Raw genomic sequence first — 25,636 nt, 5'->3', positions numbered from 1 at the left:
AGGCCTTGCGACTACCGCAAATTGCGGTACATTTAGATCACCGGCGCAAGCCGAGGCCTCCCGGGGCGATCCGGGCCGATGATGGAGCCACCCGATGACCACCACCAAAATCGACCGTTCCGCCCTCCTGAGGAATGCTTGGCGGATCGCCCGCGAAGCCGCGGCCTCCGCCGGCACCGCCGTCCGTGCCGCGCTCGGCGCCGCGTTCCGGCAGGCTTGGGCCGAGGCCCGCATGGTCGCCCAGCCCGTCCAGCAGCAGCAGGCCCAGGCCGTCGCGCCGGCCGACCTCACCACCACCGAGGGCCTCGCCAAGGCCCTCGTCGGCAAGACCGCCTCCCTTGCGCTTGCGGGTGGTGAGGCCCTCTACACCATCGTCTCCGTCGAGCGCTGGACCTCGCCCGACGGCGCGCAGGTCCGCGACTACATCAAGATGGAGACGAGCGGCATGTGGTCTGACGACCGCAAGGGTCCAATCAAACTCTTCATCCTGCGCAAGGGAACCGGACACGGCACGTACACCGAGACGGATGCCGGCGAGGCCTTCTGGGCGTACGGCGGGTTCTGCAACAGCGGCAACAAGCGCTGCAACGCCAACGACATGGTCAAAGACATCCTGGAGAGTATCCGCTCATGACCTGGATGGTCCGACTACGCGCACACGATGGCGGCGAGCTTCTGGAGAGGGCGAGCTACGGCTCGCCCGACGCAGCCATTGACGCCTATCGCCTCCTGCTCGGGCGCGAGGACCTCATCGGGCAACCGGTCGCCGCGGTGTTCAAGCCTCCCCGGGATGCGACCGGCGACGGGAACGCCGCGACGTGGTTCTCGCGGTTCGACAAGCCTCTCGGGGCGGGCCGCATCGGTCCCGACGACCCCCGGCTTGACCCTTGGGCTAACGCATACGATGCGAAAAGCGCAGTGTACTCCCCCGCGCCGGCGTCCAAGCCCAAGGCCGCACCGGACTGGGAAAAGGACGCCCGCCCCCTGTCGGAGTGTCTAAAGGCATGGGCCAAGACACGCGGCGGGCGCGACGCCGCGGCCGACGCCCTGCAGGTCTCACGGTCTACCTTCGACGGCTGGTGCGACGGCCGTGGCGCGGCCCAGGACAGGATGATCCGCAGACTCATGACGCTCACCGACACTACTAGCCGTTGACGACGCGCTACCCTTGAAGAGTAATGATTGTCAGTATAGATAGGACAATACCAGAAGCGGCTTGCCCACAAGCTGCCCGGTACAGCAGGGAACCCCACATGTTGATTATCGACCGAATGGTGGCGATGGTGCGCGCCGGCCCCGGCCCCTCGCCGGAGGAACGGGCTGCGGCCGCTGCCCAGTACCAGGCTGAGGAGAAAGCCAGGCAGGTCCGCCAGGCCGAGGAGCGCCAGGCATTCCTCACGGCCGCCCCCCGGTATGTCCTCCCCGACGGCTCCGCGTGGCGCTCGGCACAGATGCTCGGACGCCTGAGCAACGGCGGTGAGCGCGACCGCGGCCGCCTGTACCATATCGTCTCCGAGGACGGCTGCGGCCCGATGGGCGGGGCCGGGAGCGCGCTGTGCGGTGCCACGCCGGGCCGGCGTTCCGTCGGATGGGGCGACGTCGAAGGCGTCCCTGCGACCTGCCCGCGTTGCCTGAAGCGGGTGGCGTCATGAGGGGCACCACCATCATCATCAGGGGGTACACATGGGGGCAGCGCCTTGGCATGTGGCCCGTCGCGAATGACCATCCCGGCCGGTTCTGCGTTGACGTGATCTACCTGGCCGGCCCCACCCAGGACCTTCTCCCGTGCGCATAACGCTCTACCCCGTCCCGGCTGGGACCCCCGCCGTTGGGCACGCCGTCGGGTACGTCTCGGGCTCGCCGCTCTCCAACCTCGCGGGGGCCGCCCCCCCGGCGGGGCCTTTGCTGTCCTACGATGGCCGGCAGGCCCTGATCGATGGCCAGCCGGTGGATCATGCGGAGATCTCGGAGGCCCTCCACGCCGAGATCGAGCGAGTGGCCAAAAGGGTCTTCGGACCTGATTTCGTGGGGCCCCTGAGCCTGGCCTCGGGCCTAAACGTGCGCTCCCTGGCACGCGGCCGCCTCATCTCCCATGGTCTCCCGGCGCCCCTCCTGGACATGCTCGGCCGGGCGGCCGCAACCGCACACCCGAGGGCCACCGGGTATATGCTCCAAGCAGTCGCGTACCTTTGGGACGAGCACGTCATCTCCCATGGAATGGGCGAGACCGGCCCAGGGCCGCTCTCCGCCCAGGGTCGCGAGGCCCTCGGGCAGCGCTGTGAGGAGATCCTCGACCGTGCGCTCGGGATGGTCGCCACGATGCAGGGGGAGACGGCCGCGGCCCGGGCCCGGACGGCCGCGCTCAAGGCAACGCTCCGTTAACGATTCGTGTGTATGGCTGGCACCCTGAAGCCCTGTCTCTGACAGGGCGTCTGGAGAAACCCGGCCATGACGAAGACCCCCCCTCGGGGTGCGCGCCCCCGTGCGCCTGCCAGCGATCCGTTCGCACCCAATCATCCCCCGTCCGTAGACTGGCTCGATCAGGGCCTGGATTTCCTCGACTGCGACCCGCTCGCGGATACGATCCACTGGTCGACCGGCATCCTGCTCGACCTGCCGGACCTGCCCCCCCCCGTGCGTGCCGCGCTTGAGAAGCTGTCGTCGTGCCGCGTGTCGCTCTCGTCGCTCTCGCATGCTGAGAGCGTGTGCGACGATGCCTCGGAGGACCTCAAGCTGGGGCAGAACGACCGCGACACGTATGCCGATTGGTCGACGAGGTGCGTCTATTACCAAGCTTTTTTGGGCGACCACGTCTGTGCCCTGCGGTGTGCCGTCAGGGTCTGGCAGATCGCCATGGCGGGCGGGCATACCGACCTACGACTGGGAAATCTCCTCCGAACGCATGCCGAGATGATGAGCATCGCCGCGTACTGCGATGGAGAGCAGTGGGCACCCAGGCGCGAGCCCCGGTCGGCCCGCCGCCAGGGGGACGGTTTGACCGCCTTACAGATCATTGCCCGGTCGGTCGTGAAGGTAGAGTGGCCCAACAACGTCAAGCGCGGCCCCGTCCGGGACGACACCGGCTTCGATCCCCGCGATCAAGACGAGGACGATCTGCCGGAGGCAGCGGGCGCCGGGCTCCTCGTCGTGCGCAGCGTCGAGCACCTGCCGGGGTCCGCGAAGGACGGCGCACGTAGCAGCGGCGGGACCACGCCCCGCGCGGAGTGGGCGCCTATCGCGGGGGTGACTCTCCCGTGCCGGCCGGTGCCCGATCTCGCGGCCGCGCGTCGGGATCTCGTCGATCAGTACCCGCACGCGGCATCGCTCATCGAGCGCATCCTGAACCAACTCGTCGGTAGGTCATTCGCCCGGCTTCCACCCATCCTGCTCGTCGGGCCCCCGGGCTCCGGCAAGACGCGACTGGCCACCAGCCTGGCCACCGCGCTGGGCCTCCCAAGCACGGTCTACTCGTGCTCGGGTGTGGCGGACGCCTCGTTCATCGGGACCTCCCGGCAGTGGTCATCCGGCAGGGCCTCGGTGCCGCTTCAGACGATCCGGCAAGAGAGCCTCGCGACGGTGGCGGTGGTCCTCGACGAGATCGAGAAGGCCGGCACCAGCATGACGAACGGCAATCTCCTCGACGGGCTCCTGCCCATGCTGGATCATGCCGAGGACTACAGGGACCCCTACCTGGAGTGCGCGACCGATCTCTCGGGCATCACGTTCCTGGCGACGGCTAACGGGACTAGGGGCATGCCCCGGCCCCTGCTGGACCGCTTCCGAGTTTTCCAGATGCCCGAGCCCACGCTTGCCGACCTACCTGCCCTCGCACGGGGGATCGTGGGGGACGCCCGGCGCGAGAGGGGGACGGATGCGTCGTGGCTCCCGGACCTCGACGGCGACGAGCTCGGGCTCATCGCGGAGCACTGGAGTGGGGGTAGCGTCCGACGTCTCCAGCGTCTCGTCGACACCGTCCTCGCCGGTCGCGAGACCCTCGCGGCCCGGCATTGAAGAGGGTGACGATGACCACGCACGCCCCCGTCTGGGACTACCTCCGCTCGTCCATCCGAGCCCATCGCCTCGCCGGCACGGTCGATCACCGCGTCGGGGTCGTGCTTGATGAGTACGTCGGACATATGGCCCGCTGTGTCGCGACACGCCAGGTCACCTTGTCTGAGGGCCTCGCCGCCGCCAACGCGGCCGTCGTGGCATGCGGCCGCCTCATCCCGATCCCTGAGGATCGCCTTGAAGCGCGATGACAGACGTCTACCGGAATCTGACCCGCGGCTGCTGGTCCGTCCGTGAACGCGGCCGCGTCGTCGCCCACGCCCAAACCGTAACCCTGGCCGACGCCGTGATGGTCGTCCGGCCAGGGTCGCGGGCCCGGGTTATCCCCACCGGCAATCGCGAGGTTCACGCGTGGATCAAGGGCACCCTCGTCCCGCATGCAGGCGTCCCCGCGAGGGCCGTCAGATTCTATTACCGGCCGTTCCTTGCCGGTCATTTCACTGACGAATGCGGTCGGCCCGTCGTGGCGGCCGCCTCAATTTTCTTCGACGAGGACGGCAGGGCATGGCACAGCGAAACCGGTACCCAGGCAGCCGCTTCGACCTGACTGAGCTCGGCGACCGTCCCCTGTTTCACGACTGGATCATACAGCCCGACAACCGGTCCGCGGATGGCACCGTGCTCACCGGGACGGTCTACGGGCATGACAAGTTCCCCGACGGGACGGGCCTAACGACGTCGACCGTCCAGGCTTTCGATGCGGCGGCGGGATGGGCGTACTGCTACTCGACTGGGCTGGTCCGCCTCGGCCGGTGCCAGGACCCGGAGGGATGCGCGAACGTGGACCTTATGTAGCCCAAGCGTTAACGGCCCGGCCGGGGCGGTGGTGGCAAAACGCCTGTCGGGAGGCGGGCGGGCGGCAAAACGCCTGGGCGGACGGCAAATTACCTATTCCGAGGGTCGCTGGCGGCAAAATGCCTGGGCGCCCCCGGGTCGACAGGCCGTTTGGGTCACCTTGATACAGCCCCCCCCCCGCGCCTCCCGGTTAACGCAAGGCCCGTATCCCGTTCGGGAATTTTTTAGGTCCGGAATGCCGTGACCTGACCGTTATTTTGGACCGAGCCGACTGAGAGGCTACTGTGGCCTGTCCTGGGATCCGTCGAGGGGGCTGGTCAAGGAATGTAATGGGCGACCTCAACAACGAGCCCATGTCTGAACCTGGTTCGCTCATCTGAATGCCCCCTTGCGTTGCAGACCACCCGCGTCCGGCCCACCCGGTAATCGGAGGCATAATGGACATGACCGTGGACCCAGACGTCCGGTCCTTGGTCCAGGATGACGTCAGTCAGGTCGGAAGCATCGCACCACCGTAGGTCCGCGTCGCTCCGTGGAAGGCTCGCCGGGTGCGGGGCGTGATGGGTCACCACCACCGTGGGACCGGGGTGGCTGACGGCCAGGGTGTTCTCGATAAAGCCACGGGTGACCCGGTGCATCGCAAGCACCTCCTCGGGCTTGATGCGATTGCGCGACCTCGGACCCGTGCGGATCCGGCGGTAATCGACCATCCCACCACGCCCCTGGGCGGTCCGGATACCGTGGTTCAGGTTGAACGACCCCAGGCGGAAGTCCGTCCATAGGGTACCGCCGGCGAACCGAACGCCGTCGATGATGACCGCGTCGTCGAGCAGGAGATGGATGCCGAGCGCGTCCGCCCGCTCACGCCCCCGGGTCAACTGGTCGTGAATCGTGTAGCGTTCCTCACCCCGGTCCCACCAAAAATCGTGATTGCCTGGCACGTAGACCACCGGCACGCCGGACAAGTGGTCGCCGAGCCAGTCCAGCGCCCGAACCAGGGGCATGTGCACGTCACCGGCCACGACGGCCACGTCGAAACCACCCGCCGGCGCATGCGCGGCAGGGTCCCAAGCATTCTCCTTCCAGTCCTGATGCAGGTCCGAGAACACCCATAGGCGAAGGCCAGGGGCAGTCATGACCCCGCTCCGTTCGTCGCCAAGCGCGCCAGGATCCGGTCCAACGTCACCGGGGCCCAGTCCCAGCAATCCACGCCGACATCGGCACGCGTCGCCGTGCCCGGGACCGAACCATGGGAATGCCCATGCAGGTGAAGGCCACCCCGGTGGGAGCGAGGGTAGCTCACATGAGGGTAATGGCTCAGCCATATGGAGCGCATCACGCCCGCCGGGTCCGGCAGGGCGATCATCGCCACGTCCCGGACGGGCTCGGCCCAGGGGAGGCGTTCACCGATCCGCTCGTGGTTGCCACGGATCAGGAGCTTGCGACCGTTAAGGCGTAGGAAAATCGCGAGCGCATAAGTCTCGGTGCACCGGTATGCGAAGTCGCCCAGGTGCCAGACCGTGTCATCCGGGTGGACGACGGCGTTCCAACGTTCGACCAGGGTCTCGTCGTGCTCGTGAAGCGAAGCGAACGGTCGCTGGGTCTGCATCCTCGGGCTGAGGATGAGAGCTTGATGGCCAACGTGGCTGTCGGCCGTAAAATGTACCTTTGGCATTTTAGCCTCTCGCAATTGCGGAGGCTTCGCGCGCGGCATCGCTCTCCGGGATTAGTCGGTCGGGGGCGGCGCCATGCGTTTCATCGTTACTATCCTTGAAGCTTCCGCGTGATCGCCTGGCCGGTCCCCGAACGCAAGGGGCGTGAGAAGCTTGTCAGGCCGCGGCGACTATCGGAATCTCGTCGAGGCGGGTCGTGTAACGGGGCGACCGCATCTTGAACTTGGTCGACCATTCGCGGTTCGGGGCGAACCCGGCGGCGCCCGGGACGACGGCGCCTCGTCCGAAGCGGCGATTGCAGGCGTCGAGCGCCTCCATCAGGGCGGCTCCCATCTCGCGGTCGAGTTGGCCCAAGCCCGGCATCGCACGCTGCGATGCGGCCAGCGGCATCAGGTCGGTGGTGACCACCCCGGCCTTGGAATAGCGGAACCCGTCCCGCCTGGTCTTCCGGACGCCGTGGGTGGCGGCCTTCACCAGGGCGAGAGTGTCGCTGGTCGCCTCGGGGAGCGTCACGACGGTCGAGACCGAGCGTTGAGGCCGGTCGCGGTCATGCTCCGAGGTGTGGAAGAAGACCGTCACGTGGTTGGTCGCCAACCCCTCGCGGCGGAGCTTCTCGCCGAGTCTGGAGGCATGGGTGGCGACGGCCTGCTCCATGGTGGCGCGATCCTCGACGCGCTCGGAGAACGACCGGGTGACGGCGCATCCCTTACGGGTGGCGGCTACCGTCTCCAGGTCTAGGCAGGCCATACCCCGCAGCTCGTGGACGAGGCGCTCGCCCACGACTGTCATGGCCTTGCGGGCGACGCGTGGGTCGAAGTCGCGGACATCGGCGGCGCTGTCGCATCCCAGGGCTTCCAGGCGCCGGGCGTTTGCCGGCCCCACACCCCAGATGTCGCCCACCGGGATGCGGATGATCCAGTGGTCGTACTGCTCCGGGTCGGTCAGGTCGCAGACCCCTTCGAGCTCGGGTACCTTCTTGGCGATGTGGTTGGCGAGCTTGGCCAACGTCTTGGTCGACCCGATGCCGACGCAGGTGGGGATGCCCGTCCAGGCCCGTACGGTCGCCCGCATGTCCCTGCATAAGGACGCCCGGTCCTGGTTGCGCACGTCGGAGATGTCGAGAAAACTCTCGTCGATGGAGTAAATCTCGATGCGGGGCGAGAAGTCCCGGTAGACCGCGTTCACCCGGGCCGACATGTCTCCATAAAGGGCGTAGTTCGAGGAGTAGACTTGGACACCCTGCTGCCGGCACATGTCCCGGATCTTGAACCAGGGCTCGCCCATCCGGATGCCGAGCGCCTTGGCCTCGTTGGTCCGGGCAATCGCGCAGCCATCGTTGTTGGACAGCACGATCACCGGCACCTTCGCCAGCCGAGCATCGAAGACCCGCTCGCACGAGCAGTAGAACGAGTTGCCGTCGGAGAGCGCGTAGGCCCGGGCGCTCATTCGCAGCGGCGCTTCGCACAGACGGACCCGGAGACGACGCCCCAGACCTCAATGACAGCGTCGGGGGAGAGTTGGAACTCGGGGAAGCGAGGGTTGGCGAAGTGCAGCGAGATGCGCGGCCCTTGGCGCTTCCAGACCTTGAAGGATCGCTCGCCGTCGATGTCGACAACGACGATGTCGCCGTTGCGCGGGGTGAGCGAGCGGTCGACGACGGCGAGGTCGCCGTCGAACAGGCGGGCTAGGATCATGCTGTCGCCGGCGACCCGGACCAGGAAGGTGGCCGGGCGGTTGACGATCAGTAGGCGCTGGAGGTCGATCTCTTCCTCGATGAAGTCGTCGGCCGGACTCGGGAAGCCGGCCTGGACAGGCTTGGCGAGAAGGGACACCGGCATGGAAAAGCCGATGTTTATGCCAGTGATCTGCATGGTGCTCCTCCAAGAGTCCAGGAACAAAAGCAGAACACGTTTGGCCGGTTCCGTATAGCGGCTACGCTTGGGTGCGAAGCCACAATTCGATGAGGTCCCGCCGATGGTGGAGTGGGGAAAACCCGTCTCCCGCGATAGAGGCGGTTCATGCACCCGCCGTCCGCGAAGGGATGCCACGGACGGTAGGGGTGGACTACGTAGGCAGGGCGCCGTTGATCGCCCGGATCACCTTCTCCGCATTGTCCAGGGTGGCCTCGATGGCGGGGGTCTTTTCGTCCAGAACGGCGGGATTGCGAATAAGCCAGTCCGCCGGCGTGAAGTGATCGAACTCTGGCGTGTCGGGAGGCAGCAGCTTGAAGGCCGCCTCCACCCGCTTGACCAGTCGCACAATACCCCCCGCCTCCTTGTCGAGCTTGGCGGTCGTCAGCACACCGCGGCCCTTCAGGCCGTAGGCTCCGTTGACAATGGCGAGGTAGACTTCCGGGTCGAAGATGTCCTCGACATCCCCCTCTGGCAGGCCGAGCACGTCGGGGTAGTTCATGATGCGGTTCTCGGGGATCGCACCTGCGGCCCGGAGTTGCTCCAGCTTGCGCTTGTCGCCCTGAGCCCTGTCGGACATCACCGCGATGTGCAGCTTCGCGCCCTTGAACAGCGAGACGAACGACTGGATCTTGTCGAGGCCGCCGGCCGGGCAGATCGTCCAGCGCGGATCGAGCGCGATACGCTTGCGGCGCTTCAACTGGGCCGAGAGCGCATTGAGGAAGACGAGGTCGCCGGGCCCCTCGACCAGCAAGGTGTGCTTGCCGATAAACAGGGCCTGGGTCACGTCGTAGCCCAGCGCCGCCTGGAGCGGGAACAGCGTGTCCGGATCGGTCGCCAGGACGTCATCGCGCACCTTGGTGCCCTTCGTCGTCGGGAAGCCGTTCGGCCGCTGTTCGATCTGGTCCTCGACGATGCGCGAGAGCGTCAGGTCGTCGGGTGGAATCATGAACGGCGAATGGGTCGAGAACACCACCTGGTGGTGGGGCACCAGCTTGTCGCCGAAGTACCTCAACAGGTCGGCCTGGGCCTTTCCGTGAAGGGTCAGCCCTGGCTCGTCGAGCAGGAGCACCAGGCTGCCGCCCTGCTTGCTGACCTGGGCGAACTTCACCAGGAACGAGAAGAACCAGATGAAACCGGCGCTCCGCTCCGAGAAGGGGACCGAGACGCGATGCAGGATGTTTTTGACGCGGGCGCGCGCGATCACGCCCTCGTCAAACGGCGCGGGGTCGTTCGGCTCCGCCTTTGTGACCCTGACCTCGATCTCCAGGAACGGGTTCTGGGTCCAGTATTCCCGCAGTTGGTCGGTGATCGCGTTCGACGCGGATTCGCATTTCGCGTTCAGCGACTCGTAGGTCTTCGACTCGCGGATCTCCTCGACCGAGGTCCCGGCGAACTCCAGGAAATCGAGGAAAACCAGCTCGGGGACTTCGAGAGGCTCGCTCGACCTATGCGGGCGGCGACCAAATCGATGGACGCCGCCATCCTCGTCCCTCTCGATGTCGTCGACGCGGATCTGGCCGGCCATGCGGTCGTAGTGCGAGAAGTACATGAAGCTTGGGCAGGCCGAGCGAACGTGGCTCGCAATAGCGTTGAGCACCGATTTGCCTGGCAAGGCTTCCAGGGCATCCAGTAGCGCCTGTTGGGCTGCGGATATTTCCTCCAGGCCCTCCAGGGCCTTCCGGACCGCTGCCGCCGAACCGGAGGCCGCAAAGGCGCGTCGCTCATCCTCGGTTAGCCCATGCCTGTCGGTGAGGAAGGCCATGCAGGCGGCCTCGTCGAGGTGCACGGTCACTCCGATCCCGCCACCGTAGCGCCGGCTGAGGGTCACCTGGGACGACGCGAGGCAGCCGGGCCCGAAAGATGCGGCGAGGTCGTTCATCTCGGCGTCGGACAAGGTCCACCGGGTCGCGATGACCATGGCGTCGTCGTCCGCGTGACGCCTCTCGTATTCGTTCAGGTAACGCCGCGGGTAGTCCCGCTCACGGTCGAACGTGATAGGCGTCGACGCATGAGGTTTCAGGCCGGCGAGCGCGTGAAGCAGTGCCGTCTTGCCTGCCTCGTTCTTGCCGACGAGGCAGGCCATGTCGCCGAGGGTGATCTCGCCGGAATCCTCGACGCTGCGAAAATTCGTGACCCTGAAACTGTCGAGCTTCATCCGAGACCTCGTTGTCCGGTCGGCCTCGGCGGAGGCCTGCATGTGAAAGGATGATGGTTAGGGCGTGCCCGGAGCCGAAGCCTGCGCGGGTGCAGGGGCGGCCGGAGATCCGTCGTTGAAATCCCCGTGGGTGGCCAGCGCCTCCGGTCGGTAGGGGCCCCTGCCGGTGCATTGCGTCACCTCGGCCAACCGGAAGCGCCGGTAGACGGTCTCATGGACAGGCGCCCCGGGCGGCACGTAGCGTGGCTTCACCGCCCAGCCCAGCCTGCCGGCCAATGGCAGGAGCCAGCCGGGGACGATGCCCGCGATGGTGTCGCGCATCCCGGCGACCTCGCAGTGCTGCATGCCGTCGAAGGCCGGGTGCAGGTGCAATCGCCCGGTACCCGTCTTGCCCGGTTCCATCCCGTCGACCAGGAGCGGATACGGAATGGTCGTGGCCTCCTCGACCATCCAGTCCAGCGCGATGTCGGAGAGCCGGCTTTCGACCTCGGGATAACTCCCGCCCACGTCGGAATGGTTGCCTGCGAACCACATCTGGATCAGCGGATCGGGCTCGTCGCCGACCCTTTGGCGAATGGCGTCCTTCTTCGCCCATTCGACACGGGGGAAGTCGGCGCGGGTCTCGTCGATTGCCAGGGCGTGCCGACCGTAGCCGACGTGGCCGCTGAGGAACCTGTCGTAGTTCCCGGACCGCCATTGCGCGAGGTTGAAGCGCGTCTTGCCGTTGACGGGGGAGTTCACGATGAACTTGATGGTGGTAGGAAGCCAGCGCCACAGGACGAAAGCCGCGCCGAGGATCGCGACGACCGCGAACGGCTTCCAGAACCCCGTATGGAATGCAAGGTCGAGCACGACCGACGGCCCGGCGGCGAGCACGGCGGCCAGCGCGAACAGCCCTGCCGCGAGGCCCCAACGCCGTACGCCGACCGATCCGAGGGATGCGACGGTGTCGAACACGCCTACGAAATGAGGAGCCACGTTCGACCTCAGGTCGTCGCCTGACCCGTATCGGTGCCGGAACCGACGCGCCAGCTCCTGGCGCTCCCGGTCGTAGTCGCCCCGAGGGGACCCGGCGCCATACTCGTAGACTCCCATCACCGCCTCGTTGGCGATGTCGCGGGTCGTCTTCCGAAACCGTGGAAGGTAACTGCCGGGGGGTAGTGCCTCGGCCGGCGGCGGGAGCGCGTGCTTCCGGCCTGGAAGCTTCTCCTTCATCCATTGGCCAACCGCCGCCCAAAGGCTTGGGGCCTTGCACTCGCCCCCGGGCGCAATCGTCGGGACGCCACACAGGAAGAGCACGTTTGCCACGCAACGGGCCGTGTAGGCTCCTCGGCTGAAGCCCACGAGGAAGATACGGTCGCCCGGCTCGTAGTGGTCGATGATGAAGGCGTAGCAGTCGGCGATGTTCTTCGTGATGCCGAGGCCCGTCACCGAGGACAGGAGCTTCTGCAGCCTTCGGTAGGCGCTCAGCAACCCGGTGGCTGAGCCGTCGGTCCCCAACCCGGGGTCGTAGAACGCCACCTGATCCTTCGGGTCGATGCCGCTGTCCGGGCCAACCCGGCAGACGCGATAGAGTTTGTAGACGTTGCTGAGGCGCTGCTCCTCGCGCAGCCCGCCCTCCTGGCCGGTCCCGTCCGAAAAGACGACAATGTTCTTCGGCATGCCCATTCCGACCCCACGGGCCGCCCCCCGAATTATATGGTTCAACCGGAAACCCGACTTCGCGTCGGCGGACCGTCCTTGGTCCGCTTCGGGCCCGTGGCCCCCTTCATCCGTCGAGCGCCGGCGGTCTTGGCGTTCCCTGTGGATGCCTTGCTCCTGGCCGCCCTGGCAGGCCTCGCTTTGGCATCCTCGGCCAGCGAGGCGCGCACCGTCCTGACCGCCCCGCGGATGCCCTGGGTCACGTCGTGAAAAGCCTCGTCCGCGGTTCGCCAGTTGCTCACCACCCGGCCGTCTCGCGGCAACACCTTTAGCGCCGAAGCGCCGGTATCCTTCCAGTCGCAATGGCGGAGCACGACGACCACCACACGCATTGCGCCCCTGGCCCGGCGGCCCATCGCACGGCGGTACTCCAGTTGGCACCAGTGGCTGTGGATGTACTCGGGGCTCATCAACGCCACGAAGACGTGGGCCTCCCGAAGCTTACGGGAGATCTTGCTGTTCAGTGCGTCACCGGCTTCCATGTCGCCATCGAACCAGGTCTCGACCTCGTCGCGCTTCAGTTGCGCCAGGTGGACCTGCAGCTTTGCCTGCTGTGCTGAGTTCGCGTGGCTGTAGGACACGAAGATCCGAACCGTTGGCTTCTTCGTCTTCGCCTTTGGTGCGCTCGGCTTTGGCGGACTGGAGGCGCACGCGACCGCCGCCCCTTTCGTCTTGGGTGGTGTAGCCTTCCTGGCCCCTGGCCCGGATTTCGTGCGCAATGAGCCCCCCAGGCGGCGGCCAAGTTCAGGAATAATGTCGTCTGAACACGTTTTGTTCCAGTCGTCCTGCGCTCATCCTGCGCTGTGGATCTCTCCCGCTCCGAGCTTGCGGGATTTGGGCCCGCGATGCGATCACCGCCGCCTCAAGAAGCGCTCACACGATGAAAATCAGGGACCGCCACCCTCGACTCTGACCCCTGGAGCGCCGCGAAAAGCGATATCGAACGCATACTCGTCGAAACCCACCAGGAGTTCGGTACCCGCCAACTCGAAGCTAACGTGGGCTACATAGACCGGGCGATTGGCATGGTCGCCGACGCATCAGATACACCTTCGTCGAAAGCCAGGCCCAACCTCGGTCCCGAAACGCGTTCCCTCCACGTTGCACTCGCGACCGGACGGAAGGGAGGGCCGTCCCATGTCCTGTACTATCGGGTGCAGGGGGACGGGCATGGGCACGCTGAGGTCGTCATCCTCCGAGTGCTGCCCGACAGAATGGAGCCGCGTCTCAGGCTGGCCGTCGATCTCGACCTGACCGATGATGAGGACGACACACCCCAACCGGGGATGTGACGGCCGGAGGCAGCGAGATCATCCGCCGATCTTGCCTTCGGATGCCATCCTGAACCGAATATCGCTGTGACGTCGAAGGGCTGTCTAACGCAACTCGCGGCCACTCGGCTTTGATCCAACACCCCACGGGCAGTGGTTCAGCGCTTGACGAACCCGATGTCGACGGCGACGGCCTTGAGGCGCTCAGGCTCTCGCTCTTTCCGTTCGGAGTAGCGGTCAACGAGATAGGAGGAGCGCTCGCGGGTCAGGAGCGTGAACCTGACCAATTCCTCGCAGACGTCGACCACCCGATCGTAGAGCGGCCCAGGCCTCATCCGGCCGGCCTCGTCAAATTCCTTATAGGCCATCGGGACCGAAGACTGGTTCGGGATGGTGATCATCCGCATCCAGCGCCCGAGCACACGCAGGCCGTTGACCGCGTTGAAGGACTGCGAGCCGCCCGAGACCTGCATCACGGCCAGGGTCCGGCCCTGCGTCGGGCGCACCGACCCTTCCGACAGGGGGAGCCAGTCGATCTGGCTCTTGATCACCCCGGTCATGGCGCCGTGGCGCTCGGGGCTGACCCAGACGTGGCCCTCGGACCAGATCGAGAGGTTCCGGAGTTCCTCGACCTTGGGGTGATCGGCCGTGGCGTCGTCGGGCAGCGGCAGGCCGTGCGCGTCGTAGATCCGCACCTCGCCTCCCATCGCCTCCAGGAGACGCGCGGCCTCGTAGGCCAGGAAGCGGCTGAAGGAACGCTCCCGGAGCGAGCCGTACAGGATCAGGAAGCGTGGGGCGTGGGTGAACGGTGCCTGCACCTGAAGGTCGGTCGCCGCCGGGACCACGAAGTGCTCCTCGCTGAGGTTGGGCAATCCATCGGCGAAAGGCTGTTGGGGCTTGTCCAAGACGCTTCGTTCCTTTACGTTTCAACGATGGTTGAGATATTGACATCATGATGGACGAACGGCAAGCCGTCGCCGCCTTCGCGGCCCTTGGGCAGGAGCATCGCCTACGCATCGTGCGCCAGCTCGTCACCGCCGGCCCTGAAGGCATGGCGGCCGGCATGCTGGCCGAGGCGGTCGGCGTCTCGGGCACCAACCTGTCATTTCACCTGAAGGAGCTCAGCCATGCCGGGCTGGTCACCTCGCGGCGCGAGGGACGCTCGATCATCTACAGCGCCGCCTACCCGGACCTGTCCGAGCTCATCCAATTTCTGATGCGCGATTGCTGCCAAGGGCGACCCGAGGTCTGCGCCCCCGCCGTCGCCGCGCTCGCCGCCTGCTGCCTGCCCACCGGAGACACCGCTCATGCCTGACCGCGTCTACAACGTCCTGTTCCTCTGCACCGGTAACTCCGCTCGCTCGATCCTGGCGGAGGCCATGCTCAACAAGGAGGGCCAGGGTCGTTTCCGGGCCTTTTCCGCCGGCAGCCAGCCGAAGGCGGACGTGAACCCGCTCGCCGTTCAGGTTCTGCGCGAGACGGAGTACCCGACCGAGGGGCTGCGCTCGAAGTCGTGGGACGCGTTCGCCGGCCCCGACGCGCCGGTCATGGATTTCGTCTTCACGGTCTGTGACAACGCCGCCGGCGAGGCTTGCCCCTACTGGCCCGGCCAGCCGGTGACGGCGCACTGGGGCATCGAGGACCCTGCAGCCGTCGAAGGCAGCGACATGCAGCGCAAGGCGGCGTTCATCACCGCCCAACGCTACCTGAAGAACCGGATCGGAGCCTTCGTCGCTCTGCCGCTCGACAGCCTTAGTGGCGTGGCGCTCTCGTCCAAGGTGCGCGAGATCGGCCAGCGGGCCGGCGCCACCTCGCCCCGCCCGGAGGTCGCGTGATGGACGTCGTCATCTACCACAACCCGGATTGCGGCACGTCCCGCAACACCCTGGCCCTGATCCGCAACGCCGGCATCGAGCCGCATGTGGTCGAGTACCTCAAGACGCCACCGAACCGGATCCTGGTGCGCCAACTCGCCGACAGGGCTGGCGTCACCGTCCGCGCTCTGCTCCGCGAGAAGGTCACGCCCTACGCCGAACTCGGGCTCTCGGACCCGAGCCTGACGGACGACCAGCTTCTCGACGCCATCGCCGAGCACCCGATCCTGCTGAACCGCCCCCTGGTGGTGAGCCCGAAGGGCGTTGCCCTGTGCCGGCCCTCCGAGGCGGTCCTCGACCTCCTCCCGGCCCAGCAGGGCGAGTTCGTGAAGGAAGACGGCGAGCGCGTCGTCGACGAGCACGGGCGCCGCGTCGCCACCGCCTGATCCGCTCCACGTACACAAGAACAAGAAACGGTCCCGATGCTCGCCCTTGCCATCTTCGTGGTCACCCTCGTCTTCGTCATCTGGCAGCCGAAGGGGCTCGGCATCGGGTGGAGCGCCCTCATCGGGGCCGCCGTGGCGCTGGCCACCGGGGTCATCAGCCCCGGCGACATCCCGGTGGTCTGGCACATCGTCTGGGACGCGACCTTCACCTTCGTGGCGCTGATCATCATCTCGCTGCTCCTCGACGAAGCCGGCTTCTTCCATTGGGCGGCGCTCCACATCGCCCGCTGGGGCGGCGGCCGGGGACGCCTGCTCTTCCCGCTGCTCATCCTCCTGGGTGCAGCCATCGCGGCGGTGTTCGCCAATGACGGGGCGGCCCTCCTGCTCACCCCCATTGTGCTCGCCATCCTGCTCCGGCTGAACTTCAAGCCGGCGGCCGCGCTGGCCTTCATTGTTGCCTGCGGGTTCGTGGCAGACTCGACGAGCCTGCCGCTGGTGATCTCGAACCTCGTCAACATCGTCTCGGCGAACTTCTTCGACATCTCCTTTAGCCGCTACGCGGCCGTGATGGTGCCGGTGAACCTGGTCTCGTTGGCAGCGACCCTGGTGGTGCTGTGGCTGTTCTACCGGCGCGACCTTCCGGCCACGTACCCGGTAGCCGAGCTCGAAGCGCCGCGCCACGCGATCAAGGACCCGCTGGTCTTCCGGGCGGCCTTCCCGCTCCTCGGTCTGCTTCTGGTCGCCTACTTTGTGACCGCACCGTTCGGCGTGCCGGTCTCGGTGGTCACCTGTGCCGGCGCACTGATCCTCCTGGCGCTGGCCAACCGCAGCCGCGTCATCCCCATTCGCAAGGTCCTGACCGGCGCCCCCTGGCAGATCGTGCTGTTCAGCCTCGGCATGTACCTCGTGGTCTACGGCCTGAAGAATGCCGGGCTGACCGGCTACCTGGCGCAGGGGCTCGTATGGCTCTCGGGCTTTGGCCCGTTCGTCGCCACCATCGGGACCGGGTTCGCCGCCGCCATCCTGTCCTCGGTCATGAACAACATGCCGAGCGTGCTGGTGGGTGCACTCTCAATCCAGCAGGCCCCAAATCTCTCACCCCTGACGCGCGAGCTCATGATCTACGCCAACGTCATCGGCTGCGACCTCGGCCCGAAATTCACCCCCATCGGGAGCCTGGCGACCCTGCTCTGGCTCCACGTCCTCGACACCAAGGGCCAGCACATCACGTGGGGCCAGTACATGCGGGTGGGTCTGGTCATCACGCCGCCGGTGCTCCTCGTCACCCTGGCGGCCCTTACAGTGTGGCTACCCGTTCTTGGGGCGCGGTAGCGAACCGATGACCCCGGCGCGCCGCTGGCCCGTGATCTCGGCCCTGGGCGTGATCCAGATCCTGACCTGGGGCTCCTCGTTTTATCTCCTGTCGGTTCTGGCCGCGCCGATGTCGAAGGATACGGGATGGCCCCTCGGCTGGGTCATCGGAGGGCTGTCGGCAGGCCTTCTCGTCGCGGGCCTCGTCTCGCCGCGGGTGGGAGCCTTCATCGGGGAGCATGGCGGCCGGCCGGTGCTGGCCTTCGCCGCCATCACCCTGGCGCTGGGCCTCGCGGGCCTTGCCCTGGCCCCGAACCTCACGGCTTACCTGGCGGCCTGGCTCCTTATCGGCCTCGGCATGGGCACCGGACTGTACGACCCCGCCTTCGCCACCCTCGGGCGTCTCTACGGTGCCGAGGCCAGGCCAGCCATCACCACGCTAACCCTGTGGGGCGGTTTCGCCAGCACGGTATGCTGGCCTCTCTCGGCGTTCCTGATCGAGCAGGTGGGCTGGCGGGGGACCTGTCTCGCCTATGCAGGCCTGCACCTCTCGGTCACGTTGCCCCTCGTCCTGCTCGTGATCCCCAAGCCGCCCATACGTATCGTCACACGATTGGAAGGCGCGATCCCTACCATCCAGCTTGAGGGACGAGAGCGTCGTGCATTCCTCCTCATGGCAGGGGTGCTGACCCTCGGGGGCACGGTGATGGCCATGGTCTCGGTGCACCTCATCACCCTGCTTCAAGCCCGTGGCGTGGCTCTCACCTCGGCCGTTGCATACGGGGCAATAATCGGACCGGCACAGGTGGGGGCCCGCATCGTCGAGATGGCCGGAAGGGGTCGGCACCATCCCCTCTGGACCCTCACCGCGGCCATGGTCCTGGTGGCCCTGGGGGTCGCGATGCTAACCACCGGCCTACCCTTGGTTGGGCTGGCGCTGATCCTCTACGGGGCTGGAAACGGGATCTACTCGATCGCACGGGGTACGGTCCCCCTGGCCTTGTTCGGTCCCGAGCGCTACGCCGCGCTCGTCGGCCGGCTCGCCCGTCCGGGGCTGGTGGCGCAGGCGCTTGCCCCCTCCGTCGGGGCCGTGGTCCTCGCCCAAGGTGGCGCGAACGCCACCTACGCCCTGCTCAGCGTCCTCGCCGTGGCGAACGTCGCGCTTGCCTTATCCCTCTGGCGTGTCCGGCCGCAAAGCTAGCAAGCCGGCGGTTGCCGCGATCCAGCCTCGATCTGACCTTGCCCTCGACCCCCTGCCAGCCTACTGACGCTTAAACGGTTCCATAACGGTTTAAGTGTCGTGCAAGAGAAACAAGCACTCGACGGCTTCGCGGCCATTGCGCAGGAGACCCGCCTTCGCATCATCCGCCTCCTTGTCACGGCCGGCGCGAAGGGCTTGGCGGCCGGCGCCATCACCGAGGCGATCGCCGGGGCCTCCGCGCCGCGCATCTCGTTCCACCTCAACCACCTTGAGAATGCCGGCCTTGTCGAGAGCCGCCGCGAGGGGCGCTCGATCATCTACAGCGCGATCTTCCCAGCCCTATCCGACCTCGTCGCCTTCCTGATGCGCGATTGCTGCGAGGGCCACTGCGAGGTCTGCGACCGCGCCATCGACCTGTTCGCCAAATGCACCGGGAGGCCGCAACGTGTCGGGCCATCCCCAACGATCGCCTGCGAGGAAGCATGACCACGCTGCGCGACACCCTCGAAGGCCATCAGATCGCGATCTACTTCGCTGCAATCGGCATCGCCATCATCGTGGCGCTAACGGTTCCCGGCACCACTGCGCTTGAGCCTGGGATCAACCCTGCCCTTGGGCTGATGCTGTTCGTTACCTTCCTCCAGGTGCCGTTGGCCGAACTCGGGCGGTCCTTCGCACGCGTCCGCTTCCTCGCGGCATTGCTCGTCACGAACTTCGTCGTCTTGCCGGTGCTGGTCGCAGGCCTGATCCAATTCCTGCCCGCCAATCCCATGCTGCGCCTGGGCGTCCTAATGGTGCTTCTCACGCCGTGCATCGATTACGTCGTGACCTTCGCCCATCTCGGACGGGCCGACGCCAAGGTGTTACTGGCCTCCACCCCGGCGTTGCTGATCGCGCAGATGCTGCTGCTGCCGGTCTACCTGAACGTCTTCCTTGGCGAGGACGCCGCTAGGTTCGTCCAGGTCGGACCGTTCGTGCATGCGTTCGTCTGGCTCATCGCGGTCCCGCTCGGGCTTGCCGCGGCGGTGCAGCTCTGGGCCGGACGCCGCCCGGCCGGGCAACGGGTGACCAGGGGCCTCGGGCTCCTGCCGGTGCCGGCGACGGCGCTGGTCCTGTTCGTGGTGATCGCGTCCGTCCTTCCCCAACTCGGGCCCGCGCTCGACGATGCCCTGCGGGTGGTCCCCGTGTACGTCGCCTTCGCCGTGGCGGCCCCCTTGCTGGGCTGGGCGGTTGGGCGCGCGTTCCGCCTCGACGCCCCCACGGTGCGGACGTTGGCCTTCAGCGCCGCCACCCGCAACTCCCTGGTGGTTCTGCCGCTGGCCTTCGCCATTCCGGGCGCCGTCCCGCTCCTGCCCGCCGTCATCGTCACCCAGACACTGATTGAGCTCCTGAGCGAACTCGCTTACGTCCGCCTCATGCCCAGGCTCGGCCCAACGGCGGCGTCGCCAGTCCCGGCCGTCTAGGTCGACCCCGATGAGACGGCAAAGCGTACCCGTGATCCCGCATCGCCACCGTCTCGTGGTGATCTCGGCCCTTGGCTCGATCCAAATCCTGACCTGGGGGGCTCGTTCTACCTGCTGTCCGTGCTCGACAACCTGATATCGGAGGACACGGGGTGGCCTCTGTGATGGGTCATCGGGGGCCTGTCCCTCGGCTTCCTCGTCGCGGGTTTGGTCTCTCCGCCGGTGGGGCTTTCATCAGGCAGTCCCTGTCCCTTCCGCGCCGACACTCGATGTGGCATCGTCCGTTCGTGACCTTCTGGCTCGCCCTTCGGCGGCTGCTCCCGCTCCTGGCGGCGCTCAGCCTCGCCCTTGCGCCGGTGACCGCATCTGCGGCCGCTGCGGGCATGCACGCACCGACGGCCGTTCAGGGGCACGCCATGGCGATGCTCGACGAGGCCATGGATGACATGACCGGGATGGCCATGGATGACATGCCGTGCTGTCCCAAGAATCAGCCGGACCTTCCCGACTGCTCGAAGGGCTGTCCGTTGATGGCGCTTTGCCTGGCGAAGGTGGCGACCGGCCTCCCCTGCGGCGTGCGGATGCCTGTCCGCCGCGCCGTCGTCGAGGGAACTATTTGGGCCGTCACGGCCTCCTTCGACAGCCTCTCGCAAGGGCCACCCTCCGAGCCTCCCCGAGCCTGAACCCGATGCCGCCGGCGGCTGCGCCGGCCGATCCCGCGCGCCTAAAACGCCCGGGTCCCATCGTTTTCAGGAGATCATCGACCGTGTCCAAGACATTTTTTTCGCGCGCCTTCACGGCTGCGCTGCTCGGCCTCGCCCTGACCGCCGCGGCCCGGGCCGATACCAAGGACTACGAGTTCCAACTCGTGAAAGACGAGGCCAAGCAGGGCGAGGCCATCCTCGACGTCCGCCTCGTCGACAAGCGCACGTCCAAGCCCGTGCCGAACGCCGTCATCTTCGCCAAGCGCATCGACATGGCGCCCGACAGCATGGAGGAGATGACCTCGAAGATCGAACAGGTGCCGTCGCCGGAGCCGGGCATCTACCGCTTCAAGGCGAAGCTGACGATGGCCGGCGGCTGGCGCCTCTCGCTCGGGGCCAAGGTGCAGGGCGAGACCGGCACCGTCGAGAACAGGCTGGTGTTCAAGGCCACCAAGTGAGCCGGACGGCTTGGACAGCCGGGACCCTCGCCGCGCTCGCGGCGGGGGTTTTGGGGTATGGCGCGGGGCATGAGGGCAGCCCCGTGCCGGCATTCGTCCAGCAGGCGCGGATTGGGTTCGCCCATTGGCTGCCGGGCGCCCGGCAGGCATCCCCGGTGCCCGCTCGGGTCCCGGCCAAGGCGACGGGACCAGTCGTCTACTACCAGGACCCGGACGGGAAGCCGGACTACGCCGCGGAGCGCAAGCGCACGGCGGACGGTCGCGACTATCGCGCCGTCCACGCCAGCGAGGACGTCCGCTTCGACGAACCCGATGAGGCGGAGGCGATGCCCGACGCCGGGCACGGCGACATGGCCATGGGTCAGGCCACAATGCCTGGGAGCGCCCGCAAAGTGCGCTTCTACCGCAACCCGATGGGCCTGCCGGACACCTCGCCGATTCCGAAAAAGGACTCGATGGGGATGGACTACCTCCCCGTCTACGAGGGCGAGGACACTGACGACGGCACCGTGAAAATCTCGCCCGGCAAGCTCCAGCGCACCGGGGTTCGGACGGCGGTAGCCGAGCGACAAGTCCTGTCGATGCCGGTGCGCGCGCCCGGCGCCATCGAGGAGGACGAGCGCCGGATCTCGGTCATCGCGATGCGCACCGACGCCTTCATCGAGAAGGTCGAGGCCGTCACCACCGGCGACCACGTCCGCAAGGGGCAGCCGCTCCTGCGGCTGTTCTCGCCGGAGATGAACGCGGCCGCCGCGCAGTACCTCACCGGCATCGGCTACGAGGGCGCCCGGCGCCGCCTGGAGAACCTCGGCATTCCGCCCGAGGTCATCGACGAGATCGAGCGATCCCGAAAAGTGCCTTCCACCATCACGTGGTCGGCGCCCCGCGACGGCGTCGTGGTCGAGCGCAACGTCTCGGACGGCATGCGCGCCAAGTCCGGCGACACACTGTTCAAGCTCGTCGACCATTCCAGGGTCTGGGTCCTGGCCGACGTGACCGAACGCGACCTCGCGGCGGTGGCCGAAGGCCAGACGGCGACCGTGCGCGCCCGGACCTTTCCGGATCGCGTCTTCACCGGCGCGGTGACCCGGATCTACCCGCACCTTGCCATGGGGACCCGGACCGCCCGCCTGCGCATCGAATTGCCCAACCCGAACGGCGACCTGCGCCCGGGCATGTTCGCCGACGTCGCCATCGCCACCGGCAGCGACAGTCCGGTGGTCGCGGTGCCCGACGACGCGGTCATCGACACCGGCACCAGGCAGGTCGTTCTGCTGGACAAGGGCGAAGGCCGCTTCGAACCGCGGCCTGTCAGGCTCGGCACCCGGGGCGACGGCTACGTCGAGATCCGCGACGGCATCGCCGCGGGCGACCGCGTAGTAACCTCGGCCAACTTCCTCATCGACGCCGAGAGCAACCTGAAGGCGGCCCTCCAAGGTCTTTCCGAACCCAAGCCCGATCCCGGCACGCAGGCCGCGGCCGAAGGGAAGGCGCCATGATTGCCCGCCTCATCGCCTGGTCGGCCCGGAATCTGGTGCTGGTCCTGATCGGGACCATTTTTGCGGTGGGAGCCGGGCTCTACGCCCTCAAAACCCTGCCGCTCGACGCGATCCCGGACCTCTCGGACGTCCAGACCATCGTCTACACCGAATACCCCGGGCAGGCGCCCCAGGTCATCGAGGACCAGGTTACCTACCCGCTGACCACCGCCATGCTGACGGTGCCCCGGTCGAAGGTCGTGCGCGGGTTCTCGTTCTTCGGCGTCTCGTTCGTCTACGTGATCTTCGAGGACGGCACGGACCCGTACTGGGCTCGCAGCCGGGTGCTCGAATACCTGAACACCGTGGCCAAGCGCCTGCCGGCCGGCGTCACCCCGACGCTGGGACCGGACGCGACCGGCGTGGGCTGGGTCTACCAGTACGTCGTGGTCGCCAAGGAACGGACGCTGGCCGAGCTCCGCTCGCTCCAGGACTGGGTCGTCCGCTTCGGGGCGTCCCGCGCCGAAGGCGTGGCGGAGGTCGCGGGGGTCGGCGGCTTCGTCAAGCAGTACAACGTGGTGGTCGATCCGAACCGCCTACGGGCGCAGGGCATCACCCTGTCCAAGCTGAGGGAGGCGATCCGGGCGAGCAACGCCGACGTCGGCGGCCGCACCGTCGAACTCTCCGAGTTCGAGTTCGTGGTTCGGGGCCGCGGCTACCTGAAGAGCGTCGCCGACATCGAGAGCATCGTCTTGAAGACCGAGGCGGGCACCCCGTTGCGGGTGAAGGACGTGGCGCGGGTCGAGCTTGGCCCCGACGAGCGGCGAGGCATCACCGAGATGAACGGCGAGGGCGAGGTCGCCGGCGGGATCATCCTGCAACGGTTCGGTGCCAACGCCCTGAACGTGATCGAGAACGTGAAGGCCCGGCTTTCCGAGGTCGCCGCCAACCTGCCCAAGGGCACGGAGATCCTTCCGGTCTATGACCGCTCGCACCTGATCGAGGCGGCCATCGAGACCCTCAAGGGCACGCTGATCGAGGAGAGTGCCATCGTCGCCCTCGTCTGCGTCGTGTTCCTGCTCCACGTCCGCAGCGCGCTGGTCGCGATCCTGATGCTGCCGGTCGGCATCCTGATGGCGTTCGCGGGCATGAAGGCCTTGGGGCTCGGGGCCAACATCATGAGCCTGGGCGGCATCGCCATCGCGGTGGGTGCCATGATCGACGCCGCCATCGTGATGATCGAGAACGCCCACAAGCACCTGGAACGGGCAGACCCAGGCAAGCGTCGCGTCGAGATCCTCATCGAGGCCGCAAGCGAGGTTGGGCCGTCGCTGTTCTTCTCGCTCCTCATCATCACCGTGAGCTTCCTGCCGATCTTCACCTTGGAGAGCCAGGAAGGGCGCCTGTTCGGGCCCCTGGCCTTCACCAAGACGTTCGCGATGGCGGCGGCAGCGGTGCTGTCCCTGACCCTCGTGCCGGCCCTGATGATCCTCTTCGTCCGTGGCCGGATCATCCCCGAGCATCGTAACCCGGTGAACAGACTCCTGATCTGGATCTACCGACCGCTCATCGCGGGCGTCCTGCGGGCGCGGGTGCTTACCATCCTGCTGGCCCTCGTCGTCCTGGCGGCGACGGCGTGGCCGGCGAGCCGACTCGGCTCGGAATTCATGCCCGATCTCGACGAGGGCACCCTGATGTACATGCCCACCACCCTGCCGGGCATCTCGGTGACCAAGGCCGGGGACCTGCTGGCGACCCAGGACAGGATCATCAAGTCGTTCCCCGAGGTCGCCTCGGTCTACGGCAAGGCCGGACGGGCCAACACCGCGACGGACCCGGCGCCGTCCGAAATGTTCGAGACCATCGTCAACCTGAAGCCGAAGGCGGAGTGGCGACCCGGGGTCACGATGGCGAGCCTCAAGTCCGAGATGGACGCCGCGCTCCAGTTCCCCGGGGTCTCGAATGCCTGGACCCAGCCGATCCGTGCCCGGATCGACATGCTCTCGACCGGCATCCGCACGCCCGTCGGGATCAAGGTATTGGGGACGGACCTCACCGAGATGGAAAAGGTCGCCCGCCAGGTCGAGGCCGTGGCGAAGGCGGTCCCGGGTACGTCGAGCGCCTATGCCGAGCGCGTCCAGGGCGGCTACTTCCTCGACATCACCCCCGACCGCGAGGTGCTGGGCCGGTACGGGCTGACGATCGGCGACGTGCAGGACGTCATCGCCATGGCGCTCGGCGGCGAGAGCGTCACCAACACCGTCGAGGGCCGCGAGCGCTACACCGTCAACGTGCGCTACCCGCGCGCCTTCCGCTCCGACCCGCGATCCATCGCCTCCGAGGTCCAGGTGCCGATCCCTGGCGGGGGGACGGTACCGCTCGGCGAGGTCGCCAAGGTCGCCCTCACGCGCGGTCCGACCCAGATCCGGACCGAGAACGGCCAGCTCGCGGTATTCATCTACGTCGACGTCGCCGGTCGCGACCTCGGAGGCTACGTCGCCGAGGCCAGGGCGGCGGTGGCCAACGAGGTCAGCCTGCCGCAGGGTACCCTCGTGCAGTGGAGCGGGCAGGTCGAGTATCTTGACCGGGCGACGGCCCGGCTCAAGGTCGTGGTCCCGCTGACGCTGCTGATCGTGTTCCTGCTCCTCTACCTCAATTTCCGCCGCATGACCGAGACCCTCATCGTGATGCTGTCGCTGCCCTTCGCCCTCGTCGGCGGCATCTGGCTGATGTGGTGGATGGGCTTCAACATGTCGGTGGCGGTGGCGGTCGGCTTCATCGCGCTCGCCGGCGTGGCGGCCGAGACCGGGGTGATCATGCTGGTCTACCTCGACCATGCCCTCGACGAGGTCCGGGCCGCGTGTAACCGCGATGGGCGGCCCCTCGCCCGTGAGGATCTGCGGCGGGCCATCATGGTCGGCGCGGTCGAGAGGGTTCGCCCGAAGATGATGACGGTCGTCGCCATCATGGCCGGGCTAGTGCCAATCCTGTGGAGCACCGGATCGGGCTCGGAGGTCATGCAGCGGATCGCGGTCCCCATGATCGGCGGCATGGTGTCGTCGACCGTCCTGACCTTGGTCGTGATCCCGGCGGTCTACGGGCTGGTAAAGGGATGGGGACTGCCGAAATCCGATATGCGACCGGTATCCGTCGAAGAGCCCACGATGCCCTTGGCCGTTGAATGA

26 protein-coding genes and 1 pseudogene are annotated in these 25,636 nt (G+C 67.2%); 19 read left to right on the top strand and 8 right to left on the bottom strand.

All coding sequences use genetic code 11. The annotated features are described in order from the left end of the window. Window positions 1–94: 94 nt before the first annotated feature. The 7 genes from RQI43_RS06785 to RQI43_RS06755 all read left to right on the top strand — a co-directional run bounded on the left by RQI43_RS06785 (window position 95) and on the right by RQI43_RS06755 (window position 4,863). Window positions 95–634 (top strand): hypothetical protein, encoded by a 540-nt coding sequence (locus RQI43_RS06785; RefSeq protein ID WP_018044332.1) that lies wholly within the window; start codon window positions 95–97, stop codon window positions 632–634. After that, window positions 631–1,155, top strand: a complete 525-nt coding sequence (locus RQI43_RS06780; RefSeq protein ID WP_018044331.1) for a hypothetical protein — start codon at window positions 631–633, stop codon at window positions 1,153–1,155. Before RQI43_RS06785 ends, RQI43_RS06780 begins: the two co-directional genes overlap by 4 nt. Before the next feature lie 98 nt (window positions 1,156–1,253). Next, a complete protein-coding gene (locus RQI43_RS06775) occupies window positions 1,254–1,652 on the top strand; it encodes a hypothetical protein (protein WP_018044330.1) in 399 nt (132 codons plus the stop codon). 133 nt (window positions 1,653–1,785) lie between these two features. Beyond that, a complete protein-coding gene (locus tag RQI43_RS06770) occupies window positions 1,786–2,382 on the top strand; it encodes a hypothetical protein (protein WP_018044328.1) in 597 nt (198 codons plus the stop codon). Between the two features lie 66 nt (window positions 2,383–2,448). After that, window positions 2,449–4,011, top strand: coding sequence for an AAA family ATPase (locus tag RQI43_RS06765; protein WP_311274647.1), 1,563 nt, complete (start codon window positions 2,449–2,451; stop codon window positions 4,009–4,011). An 11-nt stretch (window positions 4,012–4,022) separates the two neighbouring features. Then, the gene (locus RQI43_RS06760; protein WP_238206018.1) at window positions 4,023–4,259 is read left to right on the top strand and encodes a hypothetical protein; all 237 of its coding nucleotides are present in this window, start codon (window positions 4,023–4,025) and stop codon (window positions 4,257–4,259) included. A gap of 313 nt (window positions 4,260–4,572) precedes the next feature. Further along, window positions 4,573–4,863, top strand: a complete 291-nt coding sequence (locus tag RQI43_RS06755) for a hypothetical protein (protein ID WP_018044325.1) — start codon at window positions 4,573–4,575, stop codon at window positions 4,861–4,863. A gap of 317 nt (window positions 4,864–5,180) precedes the next feature. Here RQI43_RS06755 and RQI43_RS06750 read toward each other — a convergent pair whose 3' ends face one another. From RQI43_RS06750 to RQI43_RS06720, 7 genes are all read right to left on the bottom strand, one after another. Then, window positions 5,181–5,999 carry a metallophosphoesterase gene (locus RQI43_RS06750; protein WP_018044324.1) on the bottom strand — a complete coding sequence of 273 codons (819 nt, stop codon included), beginning with the start codon at window positions 5,997–5,999 and terminating at the stop codon, window positions 5,181–5,183. Continuing rightward, window positions 5,996–6,538 carry a metallophosphoesterase gene (locus tag RQI43_RS06745; protein WP_018044323.1) on the bottom strand — a complete coding sequence of 181 codons (543 nt, stop codon included), beginning with the start codon at window positions 6,536–6,538 and terminating at the stop codon, window positions 5,996–5,998. Before RQI43_RS06745 ends, RQI43_RS06750 begins: the two co-directional genes overlap by 4 nt. 154 nt (window positions 6,539–6,692) lie before the next feature. Continuing rightward, window positions 6,693–7,982, bottom strand: coding sequence for a Y-family DNA polymerase (locus RQI43_RS06740; RefSeq protein ID WP_018044322.1), 1,290 nt, complete (start codon window positions 7,980–7,982; stop codon window positions 6,693–6,695). Next, complete coding sequence (locus RQI43_RS06735; RefSeq protein WP_018044321.1) at window positions 7,979–8,407, bottom strand: LexA family transcriptional regulator; 429 nt, start codon at window positions 8,405–8,407, stop codon at window positions 7,979–7,981. The genes RQI43_RS06740 and RQI43_RS06735 overlap by 4 nt, the downstream gene beginning before the upstream one ends. A gap of 193 nt (window positions 8,408–8,600) precedes the next feature. Continuing rightward, a complete protein-coding gene (locus RQI43_RS06730) occupies window positions 8,601–10,604 on the bottom strand; it encodes an AAA family ATPase (protein ID WP_311274646.1) in 2,004 nt (667 codons plus the stop codon). A gap of 57 nt (window positions 10,605–10,661) precedes the next feature. After that, complete coding sequence (locus tag RQI43_RS06725) at window positions 10,662–12,266, bottom strand: DUF2235 domain-containing protein (protein ID WP_026176012.1); 1,605 nt, start codon at window positions 12,264–12,266, stop codon at window positions 10,662–10,664. A 41-nt stretch (window positions 12,267–12,307) separates the two neighbouring features. Further along, complete coding sequence (locus tag RQI43_RS06720) at window positions 12,308–12,886, bottom strand: toll/interleukin-1 receptor domain-containing protein (protein ID WP_018044318.1); 579 nt, start codon at window positions 12,884–12,886, stop codon at window positions 12,308–12,310. A 354-nt stretch (window positions 12,887–13,240) separates the two neighbouring features. On the opposite strand from RQI43_RS06720, the pseudogene RQI43_RS24540 reads away from it, so the two are divergent. Then, window positions 13,241–13,597 (top strand): annotated as a pseudogene (locus RQI43_RS24540) (hypothetical protein); the annotation flags it as partial. 137 nt (window positions 13,598–13,734) lie between these two features. Here the strand turns inward: RQI43_RS24540 and arsH are convergent. Continuing rightward, the gene (gene arsH / locus RQI43_RS06715) at window positions 13,735–14,481 is read right to left on the bottom strand and encodes an arsenical resistance protein ArsH (RefSeq protein ID WP_018044316.1); all 747 of its coding nucleotides are present in this window, start codon (window positions 14,479–14,481) and stop codon (window positions 13,735–13,737) included. Window positions 14,482–14,531: 50 nt separating this feature from the next. Between arsH and RQI43_RS06710 the strand changes: the two genes are divergently transcribed. The 11 genes from RQI43_RS06710 (at window position 14,532) to RQI43_RS06660 (ending at window position 25,636) form a co-directional block, all read left to right on the top strand. Next, complete coding sequence (locus RQI43_RS06710) at window positions 14,532–14,891, top strand: helix-turn-helix transcriptional regulator (RefSeq protein ID WP_026176011.1); 360 nt, start codon at window positions 14,532–14,534, stop codon at window positions 14,889–14,891. Then, on the top strand, window positions 14,884–15,411 hold the full coding sequence (locus RQI43_RS06705; RefSeq protein WP_018044314.1) for an arsenate reductase ArsC: 528 nt from the start codon (window positions 14,884–14,886) through the stop codon (window positions 15,409–15,411). Before RQI43_RS06710 ends, RQI43_RS06705 begins: the two co-directional genes overlap by 8 nt. Continuing rightward, window positions 15,411–15,836, top strand: a complete 426-nt coding sequence (arsC, locus tag RQI43_RS06700) for an arsenate reductase (glutaredoxin) (protein ID WP_018044313.1) — start codon at window positions 15,411–15,413, stop codon at window positions 15,834–15,836. Before RQI43_RS06705 ends, arsC begins: the two co-directional genes overlap by 1 nt. A 36-nt stretch (window positions 15,837–15,872) precedes the next feature. After that, window positions 15,873–17,168 (top strand): arsenic transporter, encoded by a 1,296-nt coding sequence (locus tag RQI43_RS06695; RefSeq protein WP_018044312.1) that lies wholly within the window; start codon window positions 15,873–15,875, stop codon window positions 17,166–17,168. Between the two features lie 7 nt (window positions 17,169–17,175). Continuing rightward, complete coding sequence (locus RQI43_RS06690; protein WP_311274645.1) at window positions 17,176–18,348, top strand: MFS transporter; 1,173 nt, start codon at window positions 17,176–17,178, stop codon at window positions 18,346–18,348. 99 nt (window positions 18,349–18,447) lie between these two features. Next, window positions 18,448–18,834 carry a metalloregulator ArsR/SmtB family transcription factor gene (locus RQI43_RS06685; protein ID WP_311274644.1) on the top strand — a complete coding sequence of 129 codons (387 nt, stop codon included), beginning with the start codon at window positions 18,448–18,450 and terminating at the stop codon, window positions 18,832–18,834. Beyond that, on the top strand, window positions 18,831–19,811 hold the full coding sequence (locus tag RQI43_RS06680; RefSeq protein WP_311274643.1) for an arsenic resistance protein: 981 nt from the start codon (window positions 18,831–18,833) through the stop codon (window positions 19,809–19,811). The genes RQI43_RS06685 and RQI43_RS06680 overlap by 4 nt, the downstream gene beginning before the upstream one ends. Window positions 19,812–20,098: 287 nt before the next feature. Then, the gene (locus tag RQI43_RS06675; protein WP_311274757.1) at window positions 20,099–20,494 is read left to right on the top strand and encodes a hypothetical protein; all 396 of its coding nucleotides are present in this window, start codon (window positions 20,099–20,101) and stop codon (window positions 20,492–20,494) included. A gap of 83 nt (window positions 20,495–20,577) precedes the next feature. Continuing rightward, entirely contained in the window at window positions 20,578–20,973 is a 396-nt protein-coding gene (locus RQI43_RS06670; protein ID WP_311274642.1) for a FixH family protein, read from the top strand. Further along, on the top strand, window positions 20,970–22,472 hold the full coding sequence (locus RQI43_RS06665; RefSeq protein ID WP_311274641.1) for an efflux RND transporter periplasmic adaptor subunit: 1,503 nt from the start codon (window positions 20,970–20,972) through the stop codon (window positions 22,470–22,472). The genes RQI43_RS06670 and RQI43_RS06665 overlap by 4 nt, the downstream gene beginning before the upstream one ends. Further along, a complete protein-coding gene (locus RQI43_RS06660; protein WP_311274640.1) occupies window positions 22,469–25,636 on the top strand; it encodes a CusA/CzcA family heavy metal efflux RND transporter in 3,168 nt (1,055 codons plus the stop codon). Before RQI43_RS06665 ends, RQI43_RS06660 begins: the two co-directional genes overlap by 4 nt.

This window comes from Methylobacterium sp. WCS2018Hpa-22 (genome assembly GCF_031843785.1).
Classification (GTDB): domain Bacteria; phylum Pseudomonadota; class Alphaproteobacteria; order Rhizobiales; family Beijerinckiaceae; genus Methylobacterium.
The sequence above is the reverse complement of the archived record's forward strand: the minus strand, read 5'-3'. Positions and strand labels throughout refer to the sequence as shown.

Coding starts and splice junctions, on each gene's coding strand:
- RQI43_RS06785 (WP_018044332.1), top strand. CDS start 95: ATGACCACCACCAAAATCGACCGTTCCGCCCTCCTGAGGAATGCTTGG.
- RQI43_RS06780 (WP_018044331.1), top strand. CDS start 631: ATGACCTGGATGGTCCGACTACGCGCACACGATGGCGGCGAGCTTCTG.
- RQI43_RS06775 (WP_018044330.1), top strand. CDS start 1,254: ATGTTGATTATCGACCGAATGGTGGCGATGGTGCGCGCCGGCCCCGGC.
- RQI43_RS06765 (WP_311274647.1), top strand. CDS start 2,449: ATGACGAAGACCCCCCCTCGGGGTGCGCGCCCCCGTGCGCCTGCCAGC.
- RQI43_RS06760 (WP_238206018.1), top strand. CDS start 4,023: ATGACCACGCACGCCCCCGTCTGGGACTACCTCCGCTCGTCCATCCGA.
- RQI43_RS06755 (WP_018044325.1), top strand. CDS start 4,573: ATGGCACAGCGAAACCGGTACCCAGGCAGCCGCTTCGACCTGACTGAG.
- RQI43_RS06750 (WP_018044324.1), bottom strand. CDS start 5,999: ATGACTGCCCCTGGCCTTCGCCTATGGGTGTTCTCGGACCTGCATCAG.
- RQI43_RS06745 (WP_018044323.1), bottom strand. CDS start 6,538: ATGCCAAAGGTACATTTTACGGCCGACAGCCACGTTGGCCATCAAGCT.
- RQI43_RS06740 (WP_018044322.1), bottom strand. CDS start 7,982: ATGAGCGCCCGGGCCTACGCGCTCTCCGACGGCAACTCGTTCTACTGC.
- RQI43_RS06735 (WP_018044321.1), bottom strand. CDS start 8,407: ATGCAGATCACTGGCATAAACATCGGCTTTTCCATGCCGGTGTCCCTT.
- RQI43_RS06730 (WP_311274646.1), bottom strand. CDS start 10,604: ATGAAGCTCGACAGTTTCAGGGTCACGAATTTTCGCAGCGTCGAGGAT.
- RQI43_RS06725 (WP_026176012.1), bottom strand. CDS start 12,266: ATGCCGAAGAACATTGTCGTCTTTTCGGACGGGACCGGCCAGGAGGGC.
- RQI43_RS06710 (WP_026176011.1), top strand. CDS start 14,532: ATGGACGAACGGCAAGCCGTCGCCGCCTTCGCGGCCCTTGGGCAGGAG.
- RQI43_RS06705 (WP_018044314.1), top strand. CDS start 14,884: ATGCCTGACCGCGTCTACAACGTCCTGTTCCTCTGCACCGGTAACTCC.
- arsC (WP_018044313.1), top strand. CDS start 15,411: ATGGACGTCGTCATCTACCACAACCCGGATTGCGGCACGTCCCGCAAC.
- RQI43_RS06695 (WP_018044312.1), top strand. CDS start 15,873: ATGCTCGCCCTTGCCATCTTCGTGGTCACCCTCGTCTTCGTCATCTGG.
- RQI43_RS06690 (WP_311274645.1), top strand. CDS start 17,176: ATGACCCCGGCGCGCCGCTGGCCCGTGATCTCGGCCCTGGGCGTGATC.
- RQI43_RS06680 (WP_311274643.1), top strand. CDS start 18,831: ATGACCACGCTGCGCGACACCCTCGAAGGCCATCAGATCGCGATCTAC.
- RQI43_RS06660 (WP_311274640.1), top strand. CDS start 22,469: ATGATTGCCCGCCTCATCGCCTGGTCGGCCCGGAATCTGGTGCTGGTC.